24 protein-coding genes are annotated in these 23,081 nt (G+C 68.8%); 17 read left to right on the top strand and 7 right to left on the bottom strand.

Annotated elements, in window-relative coordinates; translation table 11 throughout:
- Nucleotides 1-20: 20 nt before the first annotated feature.
- The 5 genes from H289_RS0121495 (at nt 21) to H289_RS0121515 (ending at nt 4,787) form a co-directional block, all read left to right on the top strand.
- On the top strand, nt 21-551 hold the full coding sequence (locus tag H289_RS0121495; RefSeq protein ID WP_231388094.1) for a YdcF family protein: 531 nt from the start codon (nt 21-23) through the stop codon (nt 549-551).
- A gap of 113 nt (nt 552-664) precedes the next feature.
- On the top strand, nt 665-2,188 hold the full coding sequence (locus H289_RS0121500; RefSeq protein ID WP_036421031.1) for a sugar transferase: 1,524 nt from the start codon (nt 665-667) through the stop codon (nt 2,186-2,188).
- Between the two features lie 37 nt (nt 2,189-2,225).
- A complete protein-coding gene (locus H289_RS0121505) occupies nt 2,226-3,455 on the top strand; it encodes a lipase family protein (RefSeq protein ID WP_029105552.1) in 1,230 nt (409 codons plus the stop codon).
- Nucleotides 3,445-4,248: a biotin--[acetyl-CoA-carboxylase] ligase gene (locus H289_RS0121510; protein WP_020102896.1), complete on the top strand. Its 804-nt coding sequence runs from the start codon at nt 3,445-3,447 to the stop codon at nt 4,246-4,248. The genes H289_RS0121505 and H289_RS0121510 overlap by 11 nt, the downstream gene beginning before the upstream one ends.
- A gap of 20 nt (nt 4,249-4,268) precedes the next feature.
- Nucleotides 4,269-4,787: a PH domain-containing protein gene (locus H289_RS0121515; protein ID WP_020102897.1), complete on the top strand. Its 519-nt coding sequence runs from the start codon at nt 4,269-4,271 to the stop codon at nt 4,785-4,787.
- Here H289_RS0121515 and H289_RS0121520 read toward each other — a convergent pair.
- A complete protein-coding gene (locus tag H289_RS0121520) occupies nt 4,742-5,356 on the bottom strand; it encodes a GtrA family protein (protein ID WP_020102898.1) in 615 nt (204 codons plus the stop codon). The genes H289_RS0121515 and H289_RS0121520 overlap by 46 nt on opposite strands.
- Nucleotides 5,357-5,473: 117 nt before the next feature.
- Between H289_RS0121520 and H289_RS0121525 the strand changes: the two genes are divergently transcribed.
- The 4 genes from H289_RS0121525 to H289_RS0121540 are packed head-to-tail and all read left to right on the top strand — an operon-like array spanning nt 5,474 to nt 9,249.
- Nucleotides 5,474-6,691, top strand: coding sequence for a 5-(carboxyamino)imidazole ribonucleotide synthase (locus H289_RS0121525; RefSeq protein ID WP_036421033.1), 1,218 nt, complete (start codon nt 5,474-5,476; stop codon nt 6,689-6,691).
- Nucleotides 6,684-7,196 carry a 5-(carboxyamino)imidazole ribonucleotide mutase gene (gene purE / locus H289_RS0121530; RefSeq protein WP_029105553.1) on the top strand — a complete coding sequence of 171 codons (513 nt, stop codon included), beginning with the start codon at nt 6,684-6,686 and terminating at the stop codon, nt 7,194-7,196. Before H289_RS0121525 ends, purE begins: the two co-directional genes overlap by 8 nt.
- An 11-nt stretch (nt 7,197-7,207) precedes the next feature.
- Nucleotides 7,208-8,032, top strand: coding sequence for a class I SAM-dependent methyltransferase (locus H289_RS0121535; protein ID WP_020102901.1), 825 nt, complete (start codon nt 7,208-7,210; stop codon nt 8,030-8,032).
- 56 nt (nt 8,033-8,088) lie between these two features.
- Nucleotides 8,089-9,249, top strand: coding sequence for an acyl-CoA dehydrogenase (locus H289_RS0121540; protein WP_020102902.1), 1,161 nt, complete (start codon nt 8,089-8,091; stop codon nt 9,247-9,249).
- A gap of 9 nt (nt 9,250-9,258) precedes the next feature.
- On the opposite strand, the gene H289_RS0121545 is transcribed toward H289_RS0121540, so the two are convergent.
- Nucleotides 9,259-9,975, bottom strand: a complete 717-nt coding sequence (locus H289_RS0121545) for a TIGR03089 family protein (protein ID WP_029105554.1) — start codon at nt 9,973-9,975, stop codon at nt 9,259-9,261.
- Between the two features lie 2 nt (nt 9,976-9,977).
- Complete coding sequence (locus H289_RS0121550; RefSeq protein WP_020102904.1) at nt 9,978-11,414, bottom strand: LCP family protein; 1,437 nt, start codon at nt 11,412-11,414, stop codon at nt 9,978-9,980.
- 135 nt (nt 11,415-11,549) lie between these two features.
- Here H289_RS0121550 and H289_RS0121555 point away from each other — a divergent pair, with 135 nt between their 5' ends.
- Together H289_RS0121555 and manB are read left to right on the top strand one after the other, a co-directional pair.
- The gene (locus tag H289_RS0121555) at nt 11,550-12,467 is read left to right on the top strand and encodes a glycosyltransferase family 2 protein (protein ID WP_020102905.1); all 918 of its coding nucleotides are present in this window, start codon (nt 11,550-11,552) and stop codon (nt 12,465-12,467) included.
- A 50-nt stretch (nt 12,468-12,517) separates the two neighbouring features.
- Nucleotides 12,518-13,594: a mannose-1-phosphate guanylyltransferase gene (manB, locus tag H289_RS0121560; RefSeq protein WP_020102906.1), complete on the top strand. Its 1,077-nt coding sequence runs from the start codon at nt 12,518-12,520 to the stop codon at nt 13,592-13,594.
- Here the strand turns inward: manB and H289_RS0121565 are convergent.
- From H289_RS0121565 to cofD, 3 genes are read right to left on the bottom strand one after another with little or no spacing between them, the layout of a single operon-like run.
- Nucleotides 13,576-14,121, bottom strand: a complete 546-nt coding sequence (locus tag H289_RS0121565; RefSeq protein WP_020102907.1) for an NUDIX hydrolase — start codon at nt 14,119-14,121, stop codon at nt 13,576-13,578. The genes manB and H289_RS0121565 overlap by 19 nt on opposite strands.
- The gene (locus H289_RS0121570) at nt 14,118-15,467 is read right to left on the bottom strand and encodes a coenzyme F420-0:L-glutamate ligase (RefSeq protein WP_020102908.1); all 1,350 of its coding nucleotides are present in this window, start codon (nt 15,465-15,467) and stop codon (nt 14,118-14,120) included. Before H289_RS0121570 ends, H289_RS0121565 begins: the two co-directional genes overlap by 4 nt.
- The gene (gene cofD, locus H289_RS0121575; protein ID WP_020102909.1) at nt 15,464-16,456 is read right to left on the bottom strand and encodes a 2-phospho-L-lactate transferase; all 993 of its coding nucleotides are present in this window, start codon (nt 16,454-16,456) and stop codon (nt 15,464-15,466) included. Before cofD ends, H289_RS0121570 begins: the two co-directional genes overlap by 4 nt.
- 535 nt (nt 16,457-16,991) lie before the next feature.
- Here cofD and H289_RS0121580 point away from each other — a divergent pair.
- Nucleotides 16,992-17,255 (top strand): WhiB family transcriptional regulator, encoded by a 264-nt coding sequence (locus tag H289_RS0121580; RefSeq protein ID WP_225433608.1) that lies wholly within the window; start codon nt 16,992-16,994, stop codon nt 17,253-17,255.
- Nucleotides 17,256-17,285: 30 nt separating this feature from the next.
- On the opposite strand, the gene H289_RS0121585 is transcribed toward H289_RS0121580, so the two are convergent.
- Nucleotides 17,286-17,708 (bottom strand): metallopeptidase family protein, encoded by a 423-nt coding sequence (locus tag H289_RS0121585; RefSeq protein WP_029105556.1) that lies wholly within the window; start codon nt 17,706-17,708, stop codon nt 17,286-17,288.
- A gap of 119 nt (nt 17,709-17,827) precedes the next feature.
- Here H289_RS0121585 and H289_RS0121590 point away from each other — a divergent pair, with 119 nt between their 5' ends.
- The 5 genes from H289_RS0121590 (at nt 17,828) to H289_RS0121610 (ending at nt 23,033) form a co-directional block, all read left to right on the top strand.
- A complete protein-coding gene (locus H289_RS0121590; RefSeq protein WP_029105557.1) occupies nt 17,828-18,259 on the top strand; it encodes a DUF3499 domain-containing protein in 432 nt (143 codons plus the stop codon).
- Nucleotides 18,260-18,376: 117 nt separating this feature from the next.
- Complete coding sequence (locus H289_RS0121595; RefSeq protein ID WP_029105558.1) at nt 18,377-19,777, top strand: phosphomannomutase/phosphoglucomutase; 1,401 nt, start codon at nt 18,377-18,379, stop codon at nt 19,775-19,777.
- Entirely contained in the window at nt 19,774-20,865 is a 1,092-nt protein-coding gene (locus tag H289_RS0121600; protein ID WP_020102914.1) for a hypothetical protein, read from the top strand. Before H289_RS0121595 ends, H289_RS0121600 begins: the two co-directional genes overlap by 4 nt.
- A 5-nt stretch (nt 20,866-20,870) precedes the next feature.
- Complete coding sequence (manA, locus tag H289_RS0121605) at nt 20,871-22,097, top strand: mannose-6-phosphate isomerase, class I (RefSeq protein WP_029105559.1); 1,227 nt, start codon at nt 20,871-20,873, stop codon at nt 22,095-22,097.
- Between the two features lie 24 nt (nt 22,098-22,121).
- Nucleotides 22,122-23,033: a cation diffusion facilitator family transporter gene (locus H289_RS0121610; RefSeq protein WP_020102916.1), complete on the top strand. Its 912-nt coding sequence runs from the start codon at nt 22,122-22,124 to the stop codon at nt 23,031-23,033.
- The last annotated feature ends 48 nt before the right edge of the window (nt 23,034-23,081 follow it).

Consider the following 23,081-nt stretch of genomic DNA (forward strand, 5'->3'; position numbering starts at 1 on the left):
TCATTCGTCGCGTCATCGGCGTGGTCACGATCGTCCTGCTCGTCGATGTCGGGCTGGCCGGGGTGGTGCTGTTCGCCAATGCCAGGTCCGATCAGCTGCAGCGGGCCGACGCGATCATCGTGCTGGCCGGCGAACACGACGGCCGCGAACAGTACGGGCTGAGCCTGGCCCGGCAGGGCTGGGCGCGCACGGTGGTGCTGTCCAACCCGTACCTACCGGGCGACCCGCAGATGAAGAGCGCCTGCGCGCCGGCGGCGGACATCGAGGTGATCTGCCGGAAACCGGAGATCCTGACGACCCGCGGCGAGGCCATGATGATGCGCCGGCTATCCGAGGGCCGGTCCTGGCACCGGATCATCGTGGTCAGCTGGCGGTATCACCTGCCGCGCGCCCGCCTGATCTTCCGGCAGTGCTATTCCACCGACCACGGTTCGGTGGTTGCGGTGGCTTTGCCCAGGGACTATGACTTCTCGCCGATCGGGTGGGAGCTGACGTTCTTCTATCAGTTTGCCGGGTTCGCTAAGGCCGCGCTGCAGGGACGCTGCGGTTGACCTGCCTATTTTTCCGATCGGTGGTATTTTCGAGCAAACGATGCGATAGTAGTCGCAGTTCGCTGAGCGGGGGCTATAGCGAACAGCCAGCAAATGGGAGGGAGTAGGCGTCAGTGTCAGTGGCAGAAGAACTCTTCATTCCCGAGGCTTCTCCTGCGCCTCCCGTACGGGCCGTCGCACCTTTAGCTGACCGCGCCTGGCAGACGCGGTACCGGTGGTGCCTCATCGCGTTCGATCTGGTCGTGGTGGTGTTGGCCCTGGCGAGTGCCCAGTTCGTCAAGCTCGGTACACCGGACGCCTCCCTGGAATTCACTTCGACGTACCTGCACGTCTTCTCGTACTACTCGGTGCTGTCGGCGTTCGTCGCCGTCATCTGGCTGGCGATGCTGGCCGCGTACCGCACCCGGTCGCCGCGCATCGTCGGCGCCGGCGTCGAGGAGTACCGCCGGGTGTTCTCCGCGACCCTGGCCACCGTCGGCATCATCGCCGTCGCACTCATGATCTTCCGCCCTGAGTACGCTCGCGGCTACTTGGCCGTCGCGCTGCCGCTCGGCCTCGTCGGCCTCGTCGTCGGCCGGACCATCTGTCGGCGGGTGCTCGCCCGGCTGCGCCGGCGCAACAAGTGCGTCGCCGAGGTGCTGGCCGTCGGTGACCCGCGCGCCGTGAGCAACCTGGTGCAGTCGCTGCACCGCGAATGGTGGTACGGCTACTCCGTCCGCGGCGTCTGCCTCACCGGGCGTCCCGCCGGCGGCACGTTCGACGTCGCCGGGGTCGGTGAGCTGCCGGTGCTCGGCAACGAGACCCAGGTCTCCGACGCCATCTCGCAGGCCAGCTTCGACGCCGTCGCCCTGACCACGACTGATCACCTCGGGCCCGAGGGCATGCGCGAGCTGTCCTGGGAGCTCGACAAGCTCGGTATCGACATGGTGGTGTCGCCGAGCGTCATCGACGTCGCCGGTCCCCGGCTCACCATGCGTCCGGTCGCCGGTCTGCCGCTGATCCACGTCGAGCGTCCGCAGTACAGCGGGACCAAGAAGCTCCAGAAGCGCGCCTTCGACGTCTTCGTCGCGCTGTTCGCGCTCACCGTGACCGCGCCGCTGATGATCCTGTCGGCCATCGCCATCAAGCTCACCAGCCGCGGCCCGGTCTTCTACCGTTCCGAGCGAATCGGCCTGGACGGCAAGCCGTTCCAGATGACGAAGTTCCGCACCATGGTGCAGGGCGCCGACCGCATGGTCGACGACCTGATCAGCCTGGACCTCAACGAGAGCGGCAGCGGGGTGCTGTTCAAGATTCACGAGGACCCGCGCGTCACGATGGTCGGAAAGTACCTGCGCCGCTACAGCATCGACGAGCTGCCGCAGTTCTTCAACGTGCTGCGCCGTGACATGAGCGTCGTCGGACCGCGCCCGCCGCTGCGCCGCGAGTTCGACACGTACAACGAGCAGGTGCGCCGCCGGCTGCTGGTGCTGCCCGGGATCACCGGGCTGTGGCAGGTCAGCGGACGGGCCGACCTGTCGTGGGAGGACTCGGTGCGACTCGACCTGTCGTACGTCGAGAACTGGTCGATCACCAACGATCTGCTGATCGCGGCCAAGACCTTCCGCACCATCATCGGCGGTTCTGGCGCCTACTGAGCCCGGGCGGGCGACCGCCGGTGAATAATCCCCAGTGATGCGTAAAGCCCTGCCGTGGATAGTGGTGGCCGTCCTGGTCGTCGGTGGTCTCACCGCCGCGACCTACCTGCGGCCGCTGGCCCTGATCGCGGCCTCCAAGACCCTGGACATGTTCATCCCGCTGTCCGGCGCGCCCGAGCCGATCGGTTCGGCCGATCTCGCCGGCTCGGGTCCGGGCACCCTCCTGTCGGCGACGACCATGCCGGGCGTCACCAGTACCTTCAACGGCCAGGGGATGCGCGCCGCCCGCGTGGTGTACCGCTCCACCTCGGGTGACACCGGCGCGCAGACTGTCGTCTCGGGCGCGGTGCTCACCCCGCTGGGCCGGGCACCCAGGGACGGCTGGCCGGTGGTGGCCCTGGGCCACGGCACCCTGGGCATCGACAACAACTGCGGGCCGTCGCTGTCGCCGACGCTGATGAACCTGCTGCCCATCGCAAAGGTCGTCGTCAATCTCGGCTATGCCGTCGCGCTGCCGGACTACCAGGGGCTTGGCGTCAAGGGCGTACACCCGTACTCCGACGCCCGCACCGCCGGTCTCAACCTGATCGACGCGGTCCGCGCCGCGCGGCATGTCTTCGGTGACGTCTCGACGACGTGGGCGGCGTTCGGCGACTCCCAGGGTGGCGCCGCGGCGTGGGCCGCCGACGAACAGGCCGAGCCCTACGCGCCGGACCTGAAGCTGGTCGGCGCGGTCGCGATCGCGCCCGCCGCTGACATCAGCGGCCTGGTGGCGAAATCGCAGACGGGCACACTGACCAGCGAGCAGCGACCGGTGCTGCAGGCGCTGATCGAATCACTGGCCCGGCTGCACCCCGACCTGAACCGCGACGACTACCGGCACGGCGGTGCCTCCCGATACTGGAACGTGCTGACGGACTGCAGCGCGGGCGCGGCCTACAAACGGGCCGTCGCCGCCGGGCAACTCGGGCCGCGCGACTTCCTCCCGGTTTCGCCGGATGCGGCCCAGCGGCTGCAGGATCTCTTGCAGGCGTGGGCAATTCCGCAGCGACGGCTGACGGCGCCGCTGTACGTTTGGTACGGCGGTCAGGACCCCTTCATCGATTCCACGTGGACGAAGGCGGCCATCGGGCGCGCGTGTTCGCTCGGTGGCACGGTGACGACGGAGTTCGACCCGCGGGGTGGCCACAACCCGCCCGCGGCGCAGGAGATGCTCGACTGGATGGCGGATCGGTTCGCCGGGAAGAAGGTAACCAATGACTGCTGAGCTGCTGCCGCTGGACGCCGCGGCGATCCAGGCGTCCGTCGGCGACGGCTGGCGGGTCGAGGTGGTGGCCGAAACCGGTTCCACCAACGCCGATCTGGCGGCGCGGGCACAGTCCGGCGAGAACGTCGCGGGCGTGGCCCTGTTCACCGAGGACCAGACCGCGGGACGCGGCCGCCAGGGCCGCACCTGGACGGCGGTGCCGCGGTCGCAGATTCTGGTGTCGATCGCGGTGGACACCACCGACGTGCCGAGCGAAACCTGGGGCCTGCTGTCGCTGGCGGCGGGGGTGGCTGTCGTCGAGGCCGTCGCCGAGGTGGCCGGCGTACAGGCCGCACTCAAGTGGCCCAACGACGTGCTGGTGGGCACCGGCAAGCTGGCGGGGATTCTCGCCGAGGTCGCGGCGCCGGGCGGCGGGGCGCCCGTCATTGTCGTCGGGATCGGGCTGAACGTGTCGCTCGCCGCCGACGAACTGCCCGACCCGGTGGCCGTCTCGCTGTTGAGTCTCGGTGTGGCACAACCGGATCGGCAGCAGCTGGCGGTGGCGCTGCTGAACCGCCTGCACGCGCGGATCGCCGAGTGGCGCGCGGGCGGGAACGTCGAGCTGCTGGCCATCTACCGCAAGCACAGCGCCACCCTCGGGCAGTCGGTGCGGGCCGAATTGCCCGGCGGGCGTGAGGTGGTCGGGCAGGCGACCGAAATCGACGCCGGTGGTGCGCTGGTGATCGATTCGGCCGACGGACCGGTGGCCGTCTCGGCGGGTGACGTCGTCCATTTGCGGCCCGCCACCGATTGAGCACCGCCTAGAGTCTGGGTATGGGTTACCCGGACAACGTGCTGGCGGCCGACGAACATGTTGTGCTGCATCGGCACCCGCACTGGAAGCGACTGATCGGGCCGGTGCTGGTGCTGCTGGCCGGGACGGCGCTGGCGGCGTTCGTCGCGGCGGTGGTCAATCACACCAACTGGGATTCGAACGCCAAGAACATCATCTTCGCGGTGATCGGTGTGGTCTGGCTCGTGGTGATCGGCTGGCTCACCGTCTGGCCGTTCCTGAATTGGCGGTCAACGCATTTCGTGATCACCGACCGGCGGGTGATGTTCCGGCGCGGCGTGCTGACGCGGTCCGGTATCGACATTCCGCTGGCACGTATCAACAGTGTGGAGTTCCGGCACCAGCTACTGGACCGGATACTGCGCACCGGCACGCTGATCATCGAGTCGGCGTCGCAGGATCCCCTGGAATTCCATGACATTCCGCGGGTGGAGCAGGTCCACTCGCTGCTGTATCACGAAGTCTTCGACACCTTGGGTTCCGAGGAGTCGCCCAGCTGAGGGTCGTCGCCGAGTTCGTCGTAGGCCTCGGCGAAACCACCGGCGGTGATCGTCGCCTCGAGCGTCATGTCGGGGGCATGCTTGGCCATCTCGTCGGGGAACACCCAGCGCCGGAACGCCCAGAAGCGGAACGCCATCTGCAGCAGGTTGCCGATGATGTACGCCGACAGGAAGTCGGCGATGTTCTCGATGGTCAGCGACACGTTGGGCTGGCGCAGCTGCAGCACATAGCTGGACACCCACAGCGGGGCCATGCTCAGCAGCACGCCGACGCCGCTGACGGCGAAGAACAGCAGTGCCTCGTGGTGACGCAGCCGGCCACCGCGGTTCTGGAAGCTCCATTCACGGTTCAGCACGTACGACGCGATGACCGCGACGATGCCGGCGATGATCTTGGCGGTCACCGGCTTGGGCTCGAGCACCGTGAGCTTGAGGGTGTAGAAGATGCCCGAGTCGATGACGAACGTCGTGGCGCCGACAATGGCGAACTTGATGAGCTCGTGATGCCGCTCGGCAAACGGCCGGATCACTCGCGGGAGCCGCGCGATGGTGGCCTCGGTGAACGACATAAGCGGCCAGTTTACGGAAACGACCTGCATTTCACGTACCCGTGCAGGTAGCGGGTGGTAGCTAGTCCGCATAGGCAGATTCGGGGGACACCCCGGGTGCGTGACAAACTAGGCGCCGTGACGCAACCCCCCGTCGTGGCAATGATCGGTGGCGGCCAGCTGGCCCGCATGACCCACCAGGCCGCCATCGCGCTCGGCCAGACCCTGCGGGTACTGGCAGTTTCCGCGGACGAGCCGGCCGCCCAGGTGAGCCCCGCGGTGGTGCTGGGCTCGCACACCGACCTCGAGGCATTGCGCCAGGTCGCCGCAGGTGCGTCGGCCCTGACGTTCGATCACGAGCACGTGCCCACCGAGCTGCTGCAGACCCTCGTCGCGGAAGGGGTCAACGTGGCCCCGCCGCCGGCGGCGCTGGTGCACGCCCAGGACAAGCTGGTGATGCGCCGCCGGCTGGCCGATCTCGGTGCGCCGGTGCCGCGCTACCGGGAAGTGGCCTCGACCGCTGATCTCGATGCCATCGACGAACTCGCCGCCGAGGTCGGTGGCGGCCTCGTGGTGAAGGCCAGCCGGGGCGGCTACGACGGCAAGGGCGTCACCCTGACCGACGACGTGGCGCAGGCCCGCGCCGCCGCCGAGGGCTATCTGGCCGCCGGCGTCGCGGTGCTGGTGGAGGAGAAGGTCGCCATGCGCCGCGAGCTGGCCGCGCTGGTCGCGCGCTCGCCGTTCGGGCAGGGCGCGGCGTGGCCCGTCGTGCACACCGTGCAGGAGGACGGCATCTGCGTCGAGGTGATCGCGCCCGCGCCGCAGCTGGACCCCGCGGTGGCGACTGCGGCCGAACAGCTCGCGCTGCGGATCGCCGATGAGCTCGGTGTGGTCGGCGTGCTGGCGGTCGAGCTCTTCGAGACGGTCGACGGTGCGCTGGTGGTCAACGAGCTGGCCATGCGGCCGCACAACTCCGGGCACTGGAGCATGGACGGCGCGACGACCAGCCAGTTCGAGCAGCATCTGCGCGCGGTGCTGGATTACCCGCTGGGGTCGACGGCGCCGCTGGCCCCGGTGACGGTGATGGCCAACGTGCTGGGCGCGCCCGTCCAGCCGGCGATGTCGATGGACGAGCGGCTGCACCACCTGTTCGGCCGGCTGCCCGAGGCCCGGGTGCACCTGTACGGCAAGGGGGAGCGGCCCGGCCGGAAGATCGGTCACGTCAACATCGTCGGCGCGCCGGGCGGCTCGCTCGATGACCCGGACTACGTGGCCGACGTACGCGAGCGCGCTGTGCGGGCCGCGCATTGGTTGTCGCACGCTGAGTGGACCGACGGATGGAGTGGACATGAGTGACCGGGTGGGACCGCGCGTCGGCCTGATCATGGGCAGTGACAGCGACTGGTCGGTGATGGAGGACGCGGCCACCGCGCTCGCCGAGTTCGAGGTGCCGTTCGAGGTCGGCGTGGTGTCGGCGCACCGCACCCCGCAGCGCATGCTCGACTACGCCAAGACCGCCGCGGACCGCGGTGTCGAGGTGATCATCGCCGGTGCCGGTGGCGCCGCGCACCTGCCCGGCATGGTGGCGTCGGCCACTCCGCTGCCGGTGATCGGTGTGCCCGTGCCGCTGGCCCGTCTCGACGGCATGGACTCGTTGCTGTCGATCGTGCAGATGCCCGCCGGCGTGCCGGTGGCCACGGTGTCGATCGGCGGCGCGCGTAACGCGGGCCTGCTGGCGGTACGCATCCTGGGGTCGGCAGATGCCGGATTGCGGGCCCGGATGCAGCGGTTCCAGGCGGACCTGGAGCAGATGGTGCTCGACAAGGATGAGGCGCTGCGTAATCGGTTGCTGGGCAAGTAAGCTCACGATCGATGAAATCTTCATTCGCGCGGTACCGCAGCGTCGGCCACAAGCTCGTCACGGGATTCATGGAGCCTGAGGTGCTCCTGGTCGCCGGTGCGCTGGACGAGGCCCAGCGGGCCAGGTCCGTCGGCGGCGCGGTCGCCGAGATCGGTGTGCACCACGGCAAGCTGTTCATCGGCCTGAACCTGTTGCAGCGGGACGACGAAAAGTCCGTCGCCATCGACATTTTCGGTGACCAGGACCTCAACATCGACGGTTCCGGGGCCGGTGATCTGGCGAAGTTCACCAGCAACGTCGACGTGTGGTCGTCGATGGACGGCGTGGTGATCCACCAGGGCGACTCCACGAAGCTGACGCCCGAGGTGCTGCTGGAGGAGGCCGGCGGGCCCATCCGGTTCTTCAGCGTCGACGGTGGGCACACCGAGGAGATCGTCTACAGCGACATGCAGCTCGCCGAGGCCACCCTGGCCGACGGCGGCATCGTCATCGCCGACGACGTCTTCAACGAGTTCTGGCCCGGTGTCGCGGTGGGCACGCTCAAGTACCTCGACGACGGCGCCGGGCTGGCCCCGTTCGCGATCGGCTTCAACAAGGTGTTCTTCACTCAGCCGGAGTTCTGCGACTACTACCAGGCCGAACTGGAGTCGGCGGCGCACCGCTCGTCGCGGATCCAGCACACCACGTCGGTTTTCGCCGGGCACCCGGTGCTGCTGCTGGGCCCTGTGACGGCCGTCGACGTGCTGCGCCGTAGCGAGACGTTGCGCACCGTCTATCACCGCACTTACCGCGAGTTGGTCCGTGGGCTGCAGAAGGTGTCGGGTCAGGGGCGGTAAAGTTACCGGCGAGTAGCAACCCGCATCTCGCCACATGGGCAGGCAAGGAGCCATCAATGTCTATCGGTAACCCGTCATTCGATCTGTTTCAGCTGCCGGAAGAGCATCAGGAGCTCCGGGCCGCCATTCGGGCCCTGGCCGAGAAGGAGATCGCTCCGTACGCCGCCGAGGTCGACGAGCAGGCCCGCTTCCCTCAGGAGGCCAGTGACGCGCTGACGGCGTCCGGTTTCAACGCCGTGCACGTGCCCGAGGAGTTCGGTGGCCAGGGTGCGGACTCGGTGGCCGCCTGCATCGTCATCGAAGAGGTGGCCCGGGTCGACGTGTCGGCGTCGCTGATCCCCGCGGTCAACAAGCTCGGCACCATGGGCCTGATCCTGAGCGGTTCCGACGATCTGAAGCGCAAGGTGCTGCCCGACCTGGTCGACGGCAAGCTCGCGTCGTACGCGCTGTCCGAGCGCGAGGCCGGCAGTGATGCCGCCGCGATGCGCACGCGCGCCAAGGCCGACGGTGACGACTGGATCCTCAACGGCGCCAAGGCCTGGATCACCAACGGCGGCAAGTCGACGTGGTACACCGTGATGGCGGTGACCGACCCCGACAAGGGCGCCAACGGCATCTCGGCGTTCATGGTGCACATCGACGACGAGGGCTTCACCATCGGCCCGAAGGAGCGCAAGCTCGGCATCAAGGGCAGCCCGACCGTCGAGCTGTACTTCGAGAACTGCCGCATTCCGGGAGACCGCATCATCGGCGAGCCGGGCACCGGTTTCAAGACCGCGCTGGCGACGCTCGACCACACCCGCCCCACCATCGGCGCGCAGGCCGTCGGGGTGGCGCAGGGCGCGCTGGACGCCGCGATCGCGTACACCAAGGACCGCAAGCAGTTCGGCAAGTCCATCAGCCAGTTCCAGGGGGTCGAGTTCATGCTCGCCGACATGGCGATGAAGACCGAGGCCGCCCGCCTCATGGTCTACAACGCCGCGGCGCGCGCCGAGCGCGGTGAAGGCAACCTGGGCTTCATCTCGGCGGCCAGCAAGTGTTTCGCCTCGGATGTGGCCATGGAGGTGACCACCAACGCCGTGCAGTTGTTCGGCGGTGCCGGTTACACCGTCGATTTCCCGGTGGAGCGCATGATGCGCGACGCCAAGATCACCCAGATCTACGAGGGCACCAACCAGATTCAGCGGGTCGTGATGTCCCGCGCCCTGCTGCGCTGACGTCAGGCGCTAAAGGTCGGCGGTGACCTTCTCCGTCGCGCGGCGCCGCTCGAGCGCGCCCGCGTCGGGGTTGGCCACCTGCACCAGGGAGGCGCCGCCGGCGAACACCGCCAGCAGATTGGCGACGAGTTCGTCGGGGGTGCCCCACGGGGCGGTCGACAGCAGCCGGGTGCCGGCAGTGAATCCCTTTGCCGCCGCATCGTTTCGGGCCAGGGCGAGGACGTCGTCGACGGAGCGGCCCGCCAGCGCCGGACCCGGGGTGCGTTCGGGCACGATCTGATCGCCGTGCACCCGCACGGACGTCGCGTAGTCGGTGACGCCGATCGGGAGGTCAGGAACGGGCTTGCCGAACGGATCGAGCGACAGCACGACGACCTCGCCGGCGCCGGTCTCGTCGGCCGCGTCGACGCGGTCGGCCGTGCACAGGGCGATGTCGCACTGCGTCGGAAGCGGTTCTCCGACAACCACTTCCGCGCCGATGTACCAGATGCCGAACAACACGCCCGCCGTCTGCCAGTGCGCGGGCAGCAGCACCGCGACCCGGCTGCCCGGACCCGCGCCGAGTTCGTCACGCAGCAGGTTGGCGGTCTTGGCGGCCCAGTTGCCCAGCGTCACCGCGGACAGCTCGATGCGCTCGCCGGTGGCGTCGTCGTAGTAGGTGATGCGCGGCCCGGCCGGGTCGTCGCGCAGCAGCGGGTCGAGGATCGCGCTGGACAGGTTGGTCACGGTCAGTCCACGCACTTCGGGTCGGCCGCGCCCGCGGTGATGATGGGCGACGGCGGGACCGGGGTGCTCGAGCCGGAATCGCTGGTGTCGGCAGACGATTGGGTCACGGTGTGGCTGCCGCCCTCCAGGCCGGAGCCGGGGCCCGCGTAGTCGTGCGCGAGCACGACCCGGACCGCGCCGCTCGGCACCGAGGCGTTCTCCACCACCGGCAGATTGCCCAGTTGCTCGGCGATGGCCTTCGCCCCGAGATCGTCCGACTTGGCGGCCTGGATCTGGCTCGACGGCACATGGTCGGCCTCGTTGTTGCCGATTTTGCCTGCGACGAAGCCTTTTTCGGTCAGGACCTCCGACACCGCCGCAGCCAGTCCGTTGATGTCACTGTCGTTGACGACGTCGACGGTGGTGTTGCCGGGGGTGTACGCGAGTTTTTCGGTCTTGCCCTCGGCCTGGTCCTGCAGCAGACCGGCCACCCATTGCTGCACCTGTGCGGGGTCGACGCGCACGACGCTCTGGGTGCCGTCGTCGCTCCAGCCGTCCTCGGCGAGCACCGGGATGGTGGCGAACGCGACGTTGCCGCCCGCCAGCTTCTGCATCTGCTGGACGAAATCCATGATGTCCCAACCGTCGGACAGCACGACCGAGCGCTGCACGGCGTTCCGGAGGCGACTCAGGGTGCTGGGGCTGGACAGGGTCTGCCCGGAGATGATGTCGTGCGCCAGCGACGCCATGAACACCTGCTGGCGGGTCACGCGGTCCAGGTCGCCGCGGGGCAGATCGTGGCGCTGCCGCACGAAGCTCAGGGCCTGCGGGCCGTTGAGTTTCTGCCAGCCGGCCGGGAAGTTGGCGCCCGACAACGGTTCGTCGACGGCGTTCTTCAGACACACGTTGACGCCGCCGAGGGCGTCGGTGATCAACGCGAAGCCGAGCAACCCGACTTCGGCGTAGTGGTCGACGGTCACGCCTGTGAGCTTTGCCACGGTTTTGATGAGCGCTTCGCGGCCGGCCTCTACGGCTTTCGGCTCGGCGGTGGCGGCGTCCTCGCCCTGCTCCTCGACGAGTTCCTTCATCTTCTCGAGCTTCACCTGACCGAAGACGCCGTTGATCTTGGTCTTGCCCAGCCCGGGCGCCTGCACATAGGAGTCGCGCGGGATGGAGATGGCGGTGGCCGAGCGCCCGTTGTTGGGGATGCGCACCAGGATGATGGTGTCGGTGTTGGTGGACACGTCGTCACCGGCGCGCAGCGTCGCGAGTTCGTCCTCTGACAAGGGATTTCCGTGCGCATCGGTACGGCTGTCCATACCCACCAGGAGGATGTCGACGGCGCCGTCGTCGCCCCCGCCGCCGAGGGCCGCGGTGCTGATGCGGTTGATGCCCGATTCCAGCGAACGCAGGCTGCTCCAGGCCACGCCGGTGCCCACCATCACGAGCACCGTCGTCATGACGGCGAGGATGCGGAACAGTCGACCTGGCACCAGGACAGGCTACTGGTGAGCGCTTGCCGTGGCCGGTAGCCCGGGGCTCGGCGGGTCACACCCTGGTGCGGGTACGGCCGTCGGCCCGCTAACCTCTAGGCCGTGATCGAGCAGCCTTCCGGAGCGGAACCGGACCGCCCGCTGCTCGTGGTGACGGTGACCTATTCACCCGGTGCGCATCTGGACCGTTTCCTGAAGACGCTGGCCCACGCGACGGAACGCCGCCTGCTGGTGGTGATGGCCGACAACGGATCGACCGACGGCGCGCCCGAGGCCGCCCTGGAGCGATACGCCGACGTCGAGTTGTTCCGCACCGGTGGCAACCTCGGCTATGGCACCGCGGTGAACCGTGCCGTGTCGGCCTACCTCGACACGCCCGACAGCATCGTCGACCAGGAGTTCTTCGTCGTGGTCAACCCCGATGTGCAGTGGGGGCCCAACAGCATCGACGAGTTGTTCGCCGGGGCCGCGCGGTGGCCGGCGGCCGGCGCGGTGGGCCCGCTGATCCGCGACCCCGACGGCTCGGTCTATCCGTCGGCGCGGCATCAGCCGAGCCTGATCCGCGGCGGCATGCACGCCGTCGTGGGCCCGTTCTGGAAATCCAACCCGTGGACGGCGGCCTACCGCCAGGACCGGTTGGAGCCGAGCGAACGCGCCGTCGGCTGGTTGTCGGGTTCGTGTCTGCTGTTGCGCACCAAGGCGTTCCGGCAGATCGGCGGATTCGACGAGAACTACTTCATGTACATGGAGGACGTCGACCTGGGGGACCGGCTGGCGCGCGGCGGCTGGCAGAACGTGTACGTCCCGGCCGCCGAAATCCTGCACGACAAGGGACATTCCACAGGACGGGACCCGGCCCGCAATCTGGCCGCGCACCACCGCAGTACCTATACCTTCCTTGCCGACCGGCATCCGCACTGGTGGCAGGCCCCGCTGCGGTGGACCATCAAGTCGGCGCTGGGCGCGCGCGAGCGCGCGGTGGTGGGCAATTCCAGGCGTAAGCGCCGCCGGGCGAACTAGGCTACCGGCGATGACCTCGAGGCTTGAAAGGACGCGAGTTGAGTGACGCGGTGAATCCGGTTGACGTCGACGCGGTCATCCTGGTGGGTGGGCAGGGCACACGACTGCGCCCGCTGACCCTCTCGGCGCCCAAGCCGATGTTGCCGACGGCGGGGGTGCCGTTCCTGTCCCATCTGCTCGCCCGGATCGCCGCCGCGGGTATCCGCCACGTGGTGCTGGGCACCTCCTACAAGGCGGAGGTCTTCGAGGCGGAATTCGGCGACGGCTCCAAGCTGGGCCTGGAGATCGAGTACGTGGTCGAGGAGGAGGCCCGGGGCACCGGTGGCGGTATCGCCAACGTGGCGCCCAAGCTGCGCCACCCGACCGCCATGGTGTTCAACGGCGACGTGCTCTCCGGGCTGGATCTCGGCGCGATGGTCGCCAGCCACCGCGAGCGGCAGGCCGATGTCACGCTGCACCTCGTGCGGGTGAGTGATCCGCGCGCGTTCGGTTGTGTGCCAACCGATTCCGAGGGTGTGGTGACGGCGTTCCTGGAGAAGACGCAGGACCCGCCGACCGATCAGATCAACGCGGGCTGCTATCTGTTCCAGCGTGCGGTGATCGACGAGATCCCCACCGGCCGTGAGGTATCGGTCGAACGCGAGGTGTTCCCGAAGCTGCTGTCCGACGGTTTCAAGGTGTGCGGTTACGTCGACGCCAGCTACTGGCGTGACATGGGCACGCCCGACGACTTCGTCCGTGGCTCAGCGGATCTGGTGCGCGGCATCGCACCGTCGCCGGTACTCGACGGGCACCGCGGCGAGAGCCTGGTGCACGAAGGTGCCGCGGTGGCGCCCGGTGCGCTGCTGATCGGCGGGACCGTGGTGGGCCGCGGCGCGGAGATCGGCGCCGGCGCCCGGCTGGACGGTGCGGTGATCTTCGACGGCGTCAAGATCGAGGCCGGTTCGGTGATCGAACGGTCCATCGTCGGGTTCGGCGCCCGGATCGGCCCGCGGGCGTTGATCCGTGACGGCGTCATCGGTGACGGTGCCAACATCGGCGCCCGGTGCGAGCTGCTGCGCGGCGCGCGGGTGTGGCCCGGTGTCACCATCCCGGACGGCGGTATTCGTTACTCGACGGACGTCTGAGCGGCCCGCACGAGCCGCTCCAGGCCCGGGTCCGGGCTCGGTAGCGCGTCCAGGGGCCACCACTGCAGATCCAGCGATTCGTCGCTGCAGTGAATTTCGGCGTGCTCCGGTGCGATGGCCAGATACTGCACGTCGAGATGCCGGGTCGGGACGCCCAGTGAGCACGTCAGTGCGTGGACGTGCAGCGCCGCGGGAAACTCGGCGATCTCCAGTCCGGTGATACCGGATTCCTCGGTGGCCTCGCGCAGTGCCGCGGCGCGGATGTCGGTGTCGACGTCCTCGCAGTGACCGCCGAGCTGAACCCAGCGACCCAACCGCGGGTGCAGCGTGAGCAGGGCCTTGGTCCGGGTGTGGTCGAGCACCAATGCCGACGCCGTGATGTGCCCGGGTACGCAGGCGCGCCGGCAGGCGTCGGGCCGGGCCTCGACGAAGGCGGCGACGGCGTGCCGCAGGGTGTCCTGATCGGGATCGGGTGCCGCCCAGTCGCGCAACGCGGAGACGACCGAGGCGTGCAACGACTCGCTCATCGACGGATCAGCAGTTCGTCCGTCGGCACGGGTGGTCGCGGCCGGCGTGGCTCGTCGCTCTCCGGGAAGTGACCGATGGCGATGGCGCCCAACGGTTCCCAGTCGGCCGGCAGCTCGAGCTCGGCGCGCACGATGTCGCCGGCGAAGATCGTCGAACCGATCCAGCAGCTGCCGACGTCGCGCGCCGCCAGCGCCACCAGCAGTCCCTGCACGGCCGCGCCCACCGCGACGGTGAACATGGTGTGCTCGGCCTCCGTACGCGCCGCGTCCGGATAGCTGTGCGCGCCATCGGGAACCAGGAACGGGATGACGAGTTCCGGTGCGTCGTAGAGGATCTGGCCGCGGCCCACGCGCCGGTCGACGGAGTCGGCCGGGCGCCCGTCGGAGGTCAGGTCGGTGCGCCACTTGTCTTTCATGCGGTCCAGCAACCGGATTCGCGTGTCGTGGTCCTGCACCCAGACGAACCGCACCGGCCGGGTGTGGTGCGGCGCGGGCGCGGTGAGCGCCTCGGCGACGGAGTCCTCGATGAGCTCCGGTGCCACGGGCTCGGCGCTGAACGTACGCACCGAACGGCGCATCAGCTGAGCCTGCCTGCGCCCCAGGGCCAGTGCTTCCTCGGTGCCCAGCCAGAACAGATCTTCCTCCCCGGCGCGCACCAGGGTCCGGCCGTTCGAGCCGTCGTCGCGCGGTGACAGGCCCCGCACCACGGCGACCGGGATGCCGGTGAGCTTGCCCTTGACGAGGTCGGCGGCGGCCGCGATCTCGTCGGCGATGGCGACCTCCGTCACCAGCAGCTCGTTGCCGTGGGTGTCCTGGACACCGGAATATCCGTGCAGCACGGCCAGTCCGGCCGCGCCGATGGCGGCATCGATCTGGCCGTTGCGCCAGGCCCGGCCCATGGTGTCGGTGATGACGACGGCGACGGTCACGCCCAGCCGTTCGGCCAGGCCGGCGCGCAGCCGGGCCGCGCTCCCGTCGGGGTCGACCGGCAACAGTGCCAACTCGGTTGTGCTGACGTTGGATCCGTCGACGCCGGCGGCGGCCTGGACCAGCCCGATGGCGTTCTCGGTGATCAGGGTGCGGCCCTTGCGCGCCAGCACCCGCACCGCCTCGTCATCGATCAGCCTGCGCCGCAGGGCGTCCCGCTCGTCAGGGTCGGTCGGCGCGGCGACGATCCGCCCCTCGGATTTGGACAGCACCTTGCTGGTGACCACCAGTACGTCGTCGTCGCGCAGCCAGGGGGCGGCAGCGGCGATGGCGGCGGCCACGTCGTCGCCGGGGCGGAATTCGGGAAGCCCGGGCACCGGAAGGATTTCGATGGCGGCCGCGGCGCCATGCTCGGTCACAGCTGAAGCCCGGCCAGTTCGAGTCCGGCCCGGACCATCTCGGCCGTGGCCGCCGGATCGGTCATCAGCAGCGGCACGGCCTTGACGTTGACACCGTCGATCTCGGCGTGGTCGCCCTCGTCGATGAGCCAGCCGTCGAGAATGCCGGTCGCGCTGCGGGCGCCGTAGTGCGCGCCAACGGCCTCGGAGGTGCTGTCGACGCCGATCACCTTGAGGCAGTCATCGGCCATCCCGCGCAACGGCTTTCCGGCGACGATCGGGGAGTAGCCGATCACCTGAGCCGGGGTGAACCGCAGCGCGCTGCGCAGGCCGGGCACCGCCAGGATCGCGCCGATGCTGACGACCGGATTCGACGGAGCCAGCAGCACGACGTCGGCGCCGGCGATGGCGTCGGCGACTCCCGGTGCAGCCTTTGCCTTCTCGGTGCCGATGAACGCGAAGCTGTGGGTGGGGATTTGCGCGCGGTAGCGCACCCACCATTCCTGGAAGTGGATGGCGCGCTGATTGCCCGATTCGGGATCGGTTACCACCACGTGGGTTTCACTGCGCTCGTCGCTGGCGGGCAGCAGCCGGGCGCCGGGCTGCCAGCGGTCGCACAACGCCTCGGTCACCTGCGACAGCGGATAGCCGGCCCGCAGCATCTGGCTGCGCACCAGGTGCGTGGCCAGGTCGCGGTCGCCGAGTCCGAACCAGTCCGGCTGCACGCCGTACGCCGCGAGCTCTTCCTTGGCGTGCCAGGTTTCGTTCCGGTGGCCCCAGCCGCGTTCGGGGTCGATGCCGCCGCCGAGGGTGTACATGCAGGTGTCGAGGTCGGGGCAGATGCGCACGCCGAACATCCAGGCGTCGTCACCGACGTTGACGATCGCGGTGAGTTCGTGCGGGGAGGGCTCCGCACCGGGTTCGGCGAATTGACCCAACCCCAGCAGCTTCTGGACGCCGAGCAGAAAACGAGCGCCGCCGACGCCACCGACCAGAACCGTGACCTTCACGTCGACTCACCCTAGGCGATGACGCGCGGGTGGAATGACGCGCCCGGAAGGCAATTCGGCGCGCAGCAAACTTTGAACCTCAGTATTCACTTGAGTAACAGCCGTATCAGTTATCGCCATTACCAACTGCGTTGTGCGGCAGCGTGTTATTGGTCACTATCGCGACACGCCGCGGTAACGACGCGCCGTATTCAGGTCACAAGATGGTAGGAAATGCGCTTCATCCGCTTGACCGTGGCAGCTAACCCGTGTGTAATCACAACAGTGTCATTCCCGGTTTGTTTACCGGTTCCGGTGCAGCAGACCGAGATTCGACCGTTTGTTCGAATATTGATCGCCACTCACGGCACGCAGGGCAAGTAGTTGGACTCCGTTTGAAAACTACGTAAAGCAGGGGAGGAGGCGGCAAATGTCTTACGAACACGCAGATTTCGATCACGTGGTGCAGTTCGACGGGCGGATGCTCGGCTCTGTTGGGACCGCACCGCACACGAACACCGGACCTATTCAGCACGTCGTCGGCGGACGGCCGCAGTTGAGTCTGGTGCCTGATCACATCGACAACGATCCCGAGCTCACGGAAGACCAGTGGCAGGAGCGCGCCCTGTGCGCGCAAACCGACCCCGAGGCTTTCTTCCCCGAGAAGGGTGGCTCGACCCGCGAAGCCAAGCGCATCTGCCAGGGTTGCGAGGTGCGCGACGCGTGCCTCGAGTACGCCCTGGCGCACGATGAGCGCTTCGGCATCTGGGGCGGTCTGTCGGAGCGCGAGCGCCGGCGGATCAAGCGCGGCGTCATCTGACGTACCGCGCACGCGGGTAGATCGACCGGCCTAGTCGTCCAGGATGGTCGGGTCGATCACCGACGGTTCAACGCCGAGATAAGTGGCTACCTGCGCCACGAGAATTTCGTGCAACAGGTCGGCGAGGTCAACGGAGTCCTTCGCCCGCCGTTCAATGGGCTTGCGGAACAAGACGATTCGCGCCCGTGTCGAATTACCCCGAACATCAACCCCGGCCGGGATGAGCCGCGCCAGCGCCACCGGCCCGTCGGCGATCACCTCGGGCGGCCACTGGATGGCATCGGGATCCTTGGGGGAGATCCGCGGAATCTCGTCGACCGCGACGTCGAGTCCGGACACCCGATTGCTCCAGCGGCGCTCGATGGGTTCGTAGGCCTCGAGGACCGCCATGTCGAATCGCTCGGCGCGACTGCGCCATCCGGGAACGGTCGGGGGGAGGAGCGGGCCGCGCATGCCGCGACGGCGGCGCACACGCGAGTGGGCCATCGGCCGATAGTAACGGTTGGAGATCGACGCGCCCGCGACGCGCGTGTCCGGCGGTGGGCGCGTCGGCGGCGCGATAATCTCGCCGAGTGAATGTTCCCCGTCGCTGCTGCCGGCCAGGTTGCCCGCACTACGCCGTGGCGACGCTGACATTTGTCTATTCGGATTCCACGGCAGTCGTAGGTCCGTTGGCCACCGTGTCGGAGCCGCATTCGTGGGACCTGTGTGTGTCGCACGCCAGCCGCATCACCGCACCCCGCGGATGGGAGCTGGTCCGCCACGCCGGTCCGCTGCCCACGCCCTCCGAGGATGACGACCTCGTCGCGCTCGCCGACGCGGTGCGCGAGGGGCGCGACGCGCCATCTCGCGGTGGCATCCCAACAGGTTTCACCGATCCGCTGCCCGGCAGCCACGCCGGCACGCCCGGCGGCACCGTCATGGCGCCGCCCGCACCGCGCACGCAACACAATGGGCGACGCCGCGGTCATCTGCGGGTGTTGCCGGATCCGCCTGAGAGTTAGCGACCCAAGTCCTACCGAACCCCACCGACCGTCCGCGGGCACATGGGTCAGCCGATAGGCTGACTGTCACAGACCCTCGGTATGCAGTGGTCTGCGAACGATGAGATCGGGAGGGCTATGTCTCGGCCAGCTGCCTCTGTACAGCGTGTCATCAAGGCATATGACGTGCGTGGGCTGGTCGGCGAGGAGATCGACGAGTCGTTCGTCGCCGACGTCGGTGGTGCGTTCGCCCGGTTGATGAGCGCCGAGGGCGCCACCCGGGTCGCGGTCGGTTACGACATGCGGCCCAGCTCACCGTCATTGGCGGCGGCATTCGCCGACGGGGTCACCGCCCAGGGTCTGGACGTGGTCCGGATCGGGCTGGCGTCGACCGACCAGCTCTACTTCGCCTCGGGTCTGCTCGACTGCCCGGGCGCCATGTTCACGGCCAGCCACAACCCGGCCGCCTACAACGGCATCAAGTTGTGCCGGGCGGGCGCCAAGCCCGTCGGTAAGGACACCGGCCTGACCGAAATCAGCGGTGAGGTCACCGACGGCGTGCCCGGTCACGACGGCGTCACGGGCAAGGTCGAGGAGCGCGACGTGCTCGCCGAGTACGGCACCTTCCTGCGTTCGCTGGTCGACGTGTCGGCGCTGCGTCCGCTGCGGGTGTCGGTCGACGCCGGCAACGGCATGGGCGGGCACACCACGCCGGCCGTGCTGGGCACCGTCGGATCCATCACTTTGCTGCCGTTGTACTTCGAGCTGGACGGCACGTTCCCCAATCACGAGGCCAACCCGCTGGACCCGGCCAACCTGGTCGACCTGCAGAAGCACGTTGTGGAGAACGGTGCAGATATCGGTCTGGCGTTCGATGGCGACGCCGACCGCTGCTTCGTCGTCGACGAGAAGGGCGACCCTGTGTCACCGTCGGCCGTGACGGCGCTGGTCGCCGATCGCGAGCTGGCCCGCGAGTCCGGCGCGACCGTCATCCACAACCTGATCACCTCGCGGGCGGTGCCGGAGCTGATCGCCGAGCGCGGCGGCACGGCGGTGCGCTCGCGCGTCGGCCATTCGTACATCAAGGCGCTGATGGCCGAGACCAACGCGATCTTCGGTGGCGAGCATTCGGCGCACTACTACTTCCGCGATTTCTGGGGTGCCGACTCCGGCATGCTCGCGGCGCTGCACGTGCTGGCCGCACTCGGGGAACAGGACCGTCCGCTGTCCGAACTGATGGCCAAGTACCAGCGGTACGAGGCGTCGGGCGAGATCAACTTCACCGTCGCCGACGCACCGGCGTGTGTGCAGGCGGTCCTCACGTCGTACGGCAGCGACATCGTCTCGACCGACGAACTCGACGGCGTGACCGTCGACCTCGGCGACGGGCGCTGGTTCAACCTGCGCAGCTCCAACACCGAACCGCTGTTGCGGCTCAACGTCGAATCCCGCACGCGTGTGGAGGTCGACGAGATCGTGGCGCACATCGCGGCGCAGATCAAGGCGGTCAGCGGGCGCACTGGTGGGTCGCTGCCATGAGTGCCGCCCCGGCGACCCTCGACCTCGACGATGTCGACGGTCTGATCGCGGCCGACCGCGACGGCCTGCTGCGGGCGGCGTCGATGGCAGGTGCGCAGACCCGCGCGGTCGCCGCGGCGCTCACTGAAGGCGAACTCGACGAACTGCGCTCGGATCAACGGCCGCGGACCGTCACGTGGGTGTGCGGACGAGGGGCATCGGGAGCGTCCGGTGCGGCCGGGACCGTGCTGGCCGCCGCGCTCGGCGCGACGTCGCCGATCCCGCTCGTGGTCACCCCGGACATTCCGCCGTGGATCGGCGCACTGGACGTCGTGGTGGTGGCCGGTGACGACGCGGCCGACCCGGCGCTGGTGACGGCAGTGGCGACCGGGGTGCGCCGCGGTGCCCGCGTGATCGTGGTGGCGCCCAACGACGGTCCGCTGCGCGATGCCGCCGCCGGCCGCGCGGTGGTGCTGCCGCCGCGACTGTCGGTGCCCGACGACTTCGGCCTCACCCGCTACCTGGCCGCGGGCCTGGCGACGATGATGGTCGTCGACCCGGCGCTGCGCATCGACCTGGATGCCCTGGCCGACGAGTTGGACGCCGAGGCCCTGCGCAACAGCGCGACCCGCGAGATTTTCACCAACCCGGCCAAGAACCTGGCCGAGCGGATGTCGGGCCGGCAGGTGGTGCTGGCCGGTGAGGGCGCGGCCATGCTGGCGCTGGTCCGCCATGCTGCGACGGTGCTGCTGCGGGTGGCCCATCAGCTCGTGACCGCGACCGGCGGCTCCGACGCCCTGGTGGCGCTGCACGGCGGGCTCGGCCGCCAGACCGTCGAAATGTCTTACGAGGACGCGCTTTTCCACGACCCCGAGATCGACGGGCCGGTGCCGGCCCGGGTCCGCACCGTCGTGCTGTGTGCCGACGAGGAGCGTCCCGGCGTGATCGCCCGGATGGACGCGCTCGGTGGCGATGTCGACGTGCTGAGCGCCGACGACGTGCCCGATGCGGGGCTGCAGGTGCCGGGTAGTCGCTTGGAACAACAGATCGCGATGCTGGCGGTCCGGCTGGAGATGACGGCCGTGTACCTGAAACTGGTTCGAGGTTAGACATAGTGCATCTGCTACGAGGCGCGGTCAGGAACTACGCCTGGGGGTCCCGTACCGCCTTGGCCGAATTCGCCGGAAGGCCCAGTCCCACAGCGCATCCCGAGGCCGAACTGTGGTTGGGTGCGAACCCGGGGGACCCGGCGCGGCTGGAGACGGCCGACGGGGACGTGTCGCTGCTGGAGGTCATCCGGGCCGATCCCGCCGGCGAGCTGGGGCCCGAGGTCCTGGCGCGGTTCGGTGAGTCGTTGCCGTTCTTGGCGAAGGTGCTTGCCGCCGACGAACCGCTGTCGCTGCAGGCGCACCCCAGTGCCGAACAGGCTGCCGAGGGCTTCAATCGTGAAGAGCGCCAAGGCATTGCCCTCAACGCGCGCGACCGCAACTACCGGGACCGCAGTCACAAGCCCGAGTTGATCGTGGCCCTCGGCCCGTTCGAGGCGCTCGCCGGCTTTCGGCCCGTGGCCCGCACCGTCGAGCTCATGCGGGCGCTGGCGGTGTCCGACCTCGATCCGTACATCAACCTGCTGGCCGGCCAGTCGGACGCGGCGGGCCTACGGGCCGTCTTCACGACCTGGATCACCCTGCCGCAGCCCGATCTCGACGTGCTGGTGCCCGCCGTCCTCGACGGCGCGGTGAACTACATCCGTTCGGGGGCAACCGAATTCGCGGCCGAGGCCAAGACGGTGCTCGAACTCGGCGAACGGTACCCGGGCGATGCCGGGGTGCTGGCCGCCATGCTGCTCAACCGCATCAGCCTGGTCGAGGGCGAGGGCATCTATCTGCCCGCCGGCAACCTGCACGCCTACCTGCACGGCATGGGTTTCGAGGTGATGGCCAACTCCGACAACGTGTTACGCGGTGGACTGACACCCAAGCACGTGGATGTGCCGGAACTCCTCCGGGTGCTCGACTTCACCCCGACCGACGGTCGGCCGATCCATCCGCGGCCCACCGACGACGGTGTCGAGGACGTTTTCGACACGCCCGCACCGGAATTCGCGGTGTCGATCCTGCGGATCGACGACGACCGGGTGGGCGCCGAGGTTGAGGTGCCCCGGGGGCACGCCGGCCCGCAGATTCTGCTGGGCACGCGGGGCCGGGTGCAGGTGCATTCCGCAGGTGGTGAGCTGACCCTGAACAAGGGGGCCGCCGTCTGGATCGCCGCCGGGGAGGGCCCCGTGCGGTTGGTGGCTGACGAGCCGTCGACGGTGTTCCGTGCGACGGTGGGGATCTAGAAAAAACCTACGAAAGGGCAGGTCATGTCGGCCTCGGGGAGTACGCGCGCGATCATCGCGGCACTGTTGGCCAATGCCGGGATCGCGGCGGCGAAGTTCGTCGGCTTCCTGATCACGGGCAGTTCGTCGATGCTCGCGGAGTCGGTGCACTCGCTGGCGGACACGTCCAACCAGGGGCTGCTGCTGTGGGGGCAGCGGCAGGCGCGCAAGGACGCCGACCATCTGCACCCGTTCGGCTACGGCCGCAGCCGCTACTTCTACTCGTTCGTGGTGGCGCTGGTCCTGTTCAGCCTGGGCGCGATGTTCGCGCTGTACGAGGGCTACCACAAGATCACCCACCCCGAGCCGCTGTCGTCGCCCATCGTCGCCGTGGCCATCCTGGTCGTGGCGATCGGGCTGGAGGGCTACAGCTTCTACACCGCGGTGAAGGAATCGCGTCCGCTCAAGGGAGCCGGCAGCTGGTGGCGGTTCATCCGGACCTCGCGTAACCCGGAGCTGCCGGTGGTGCTGCTGGAGGACTCCGGTGCCCTGATCGGTCTGGTGCTGGCCCTGTTCGGTGTCGGCCTGTCGATGCTGACGGGTGACCCGGTGTGGGACGGCGTCGGTACCGCGGCGATCGGTGTGCTGCTGGGCGTCATCGCGGTGGTGCTGATGGTCGAGATGAAGAGCCTGCTGATCGGTGAGGGCGCGACGGTCGACGAGACCGGCGCCATCCGCAACGCACTGGAGCAGACGCCGCACATCGACCGCGTCATCCACCTGCGGACGCAGTACCTGGGGCCGGAGGAGATGCTCGTCGGCGTGAAGATCGCGCTGGCGCCGAACACCGATCTGGCGACCGTGGCCGCCACGATCGACGCGGCCGAGGTCACCATCCGCGCCGCGGTGCCCAACGCTCGCATCATCTACATCGAGCCCGACCTCTACCGCGGCTGACGCCGCCTAAAACCGCAGTCACCTGCGGCGGTGACGGCTGCCACAAGC

Source organism: Mycobacterium sp. 360MFTsu5.1, from assembly GCF_000383495.1.
GTDB lineage: Bacteria > Actinomycetota > Actinomycetes > Mycobacteriales > Mycobacteriaceae > Mycobacterium > Mycobacterium mucogenicum_B.

Bases quoted from the DNA above. Each gene is read 5' to 3' on its own strand.
- H289_RS0121505 (WP_029105552.1), top strand. From the start codon at position 2,226: ATGCGTAAAGCCCTGCCGTGGATAGTGGTGGCCGTCCTGGTCGTCGGT.
- H289_RS0121510 (WP_020102896.1), top strand. From the start codon at position 3,445: ATGACTGCTGAGCTGCTGCCGCTGGACGCCGCGGCGATCCAGGCGTCC.
- H289_RS0121515 (WP_020102897.1), top strand. From the start codon at position 4,269: ATGGGTTACCCGGACAACGTGCTGGCGGCCGACGAACATGTTGTGCTG.
- H289_RS0121520 (WP_020102898.1), bottom strand. From the start codon at position 5,356: ATGTCGTTCACCGAGGCCACCATCGCGCGGCTCCCGCGAGTGATCCGG.
- purE (WP_029105553.1), top strand. From the start codon at position 6,684: ATGAGTGACCGGGTGGGACCGCGCGTCGGCCTGATCATGGGCAGTGAC.
- H289_RS0121535 (WP_020102901.1), top strand. From the start codon at position 7,208: ATGAAATCTTCATTCGCGCGGTACCGCAGCGTCGGCCACAAGCTCGTC.
- H289_RS0121540 (WP_020102902.1), top strand. From the start codon at position 8,089: ATGTCTATCGGTAACCCGTCATTCGATCTGTTTCAGCTGCCGGAAGAG.
- H289_RS0121550 (WP_020102904.1), bottom strand. From the start codon at position 11,414: ATGACGACGGTGCTCGTGATGGTGGGCACCGGCGTGGCCTGGAGCAGC.
- H289_RS0121565 (WP_020102907.1), bottom strand. From the start codon at position 14,121: ATGAGCGAGTCGTTGCACGCCTCGGTCGTCTCCGCGTTGCGCGACTGG.
- H289_RS0121585 (WP_029105556.1), bottom strand. From the start codon at position 17,708: ATGCGCGGCCCGCTCCTCCCCCCGACCGTTCCCGGATGGCGCAGTCGC.
- H289_RS0121595 (WP_029105558.1), top strand. From the start codon at position 18,377: ATGTCTCGGCCAGCTGCCTCTGTACAGCGTGTCATCAAGGCATATGAC.
- H289_RS0121600 (WP_020102914.1), top strand. From the start codon at position 19,774: ATGAGTGCCGCCCCGGCGACCCTCGACCTCGACGATGTCGACGGTCTG.
- H289_RS0121610 (WP_020102916.1), top strand. From the start codon at position 22,122: ATGTCGGCCTCGGGGAGTACGCGCGCGATCATCGCGGCACTGTTGGCC.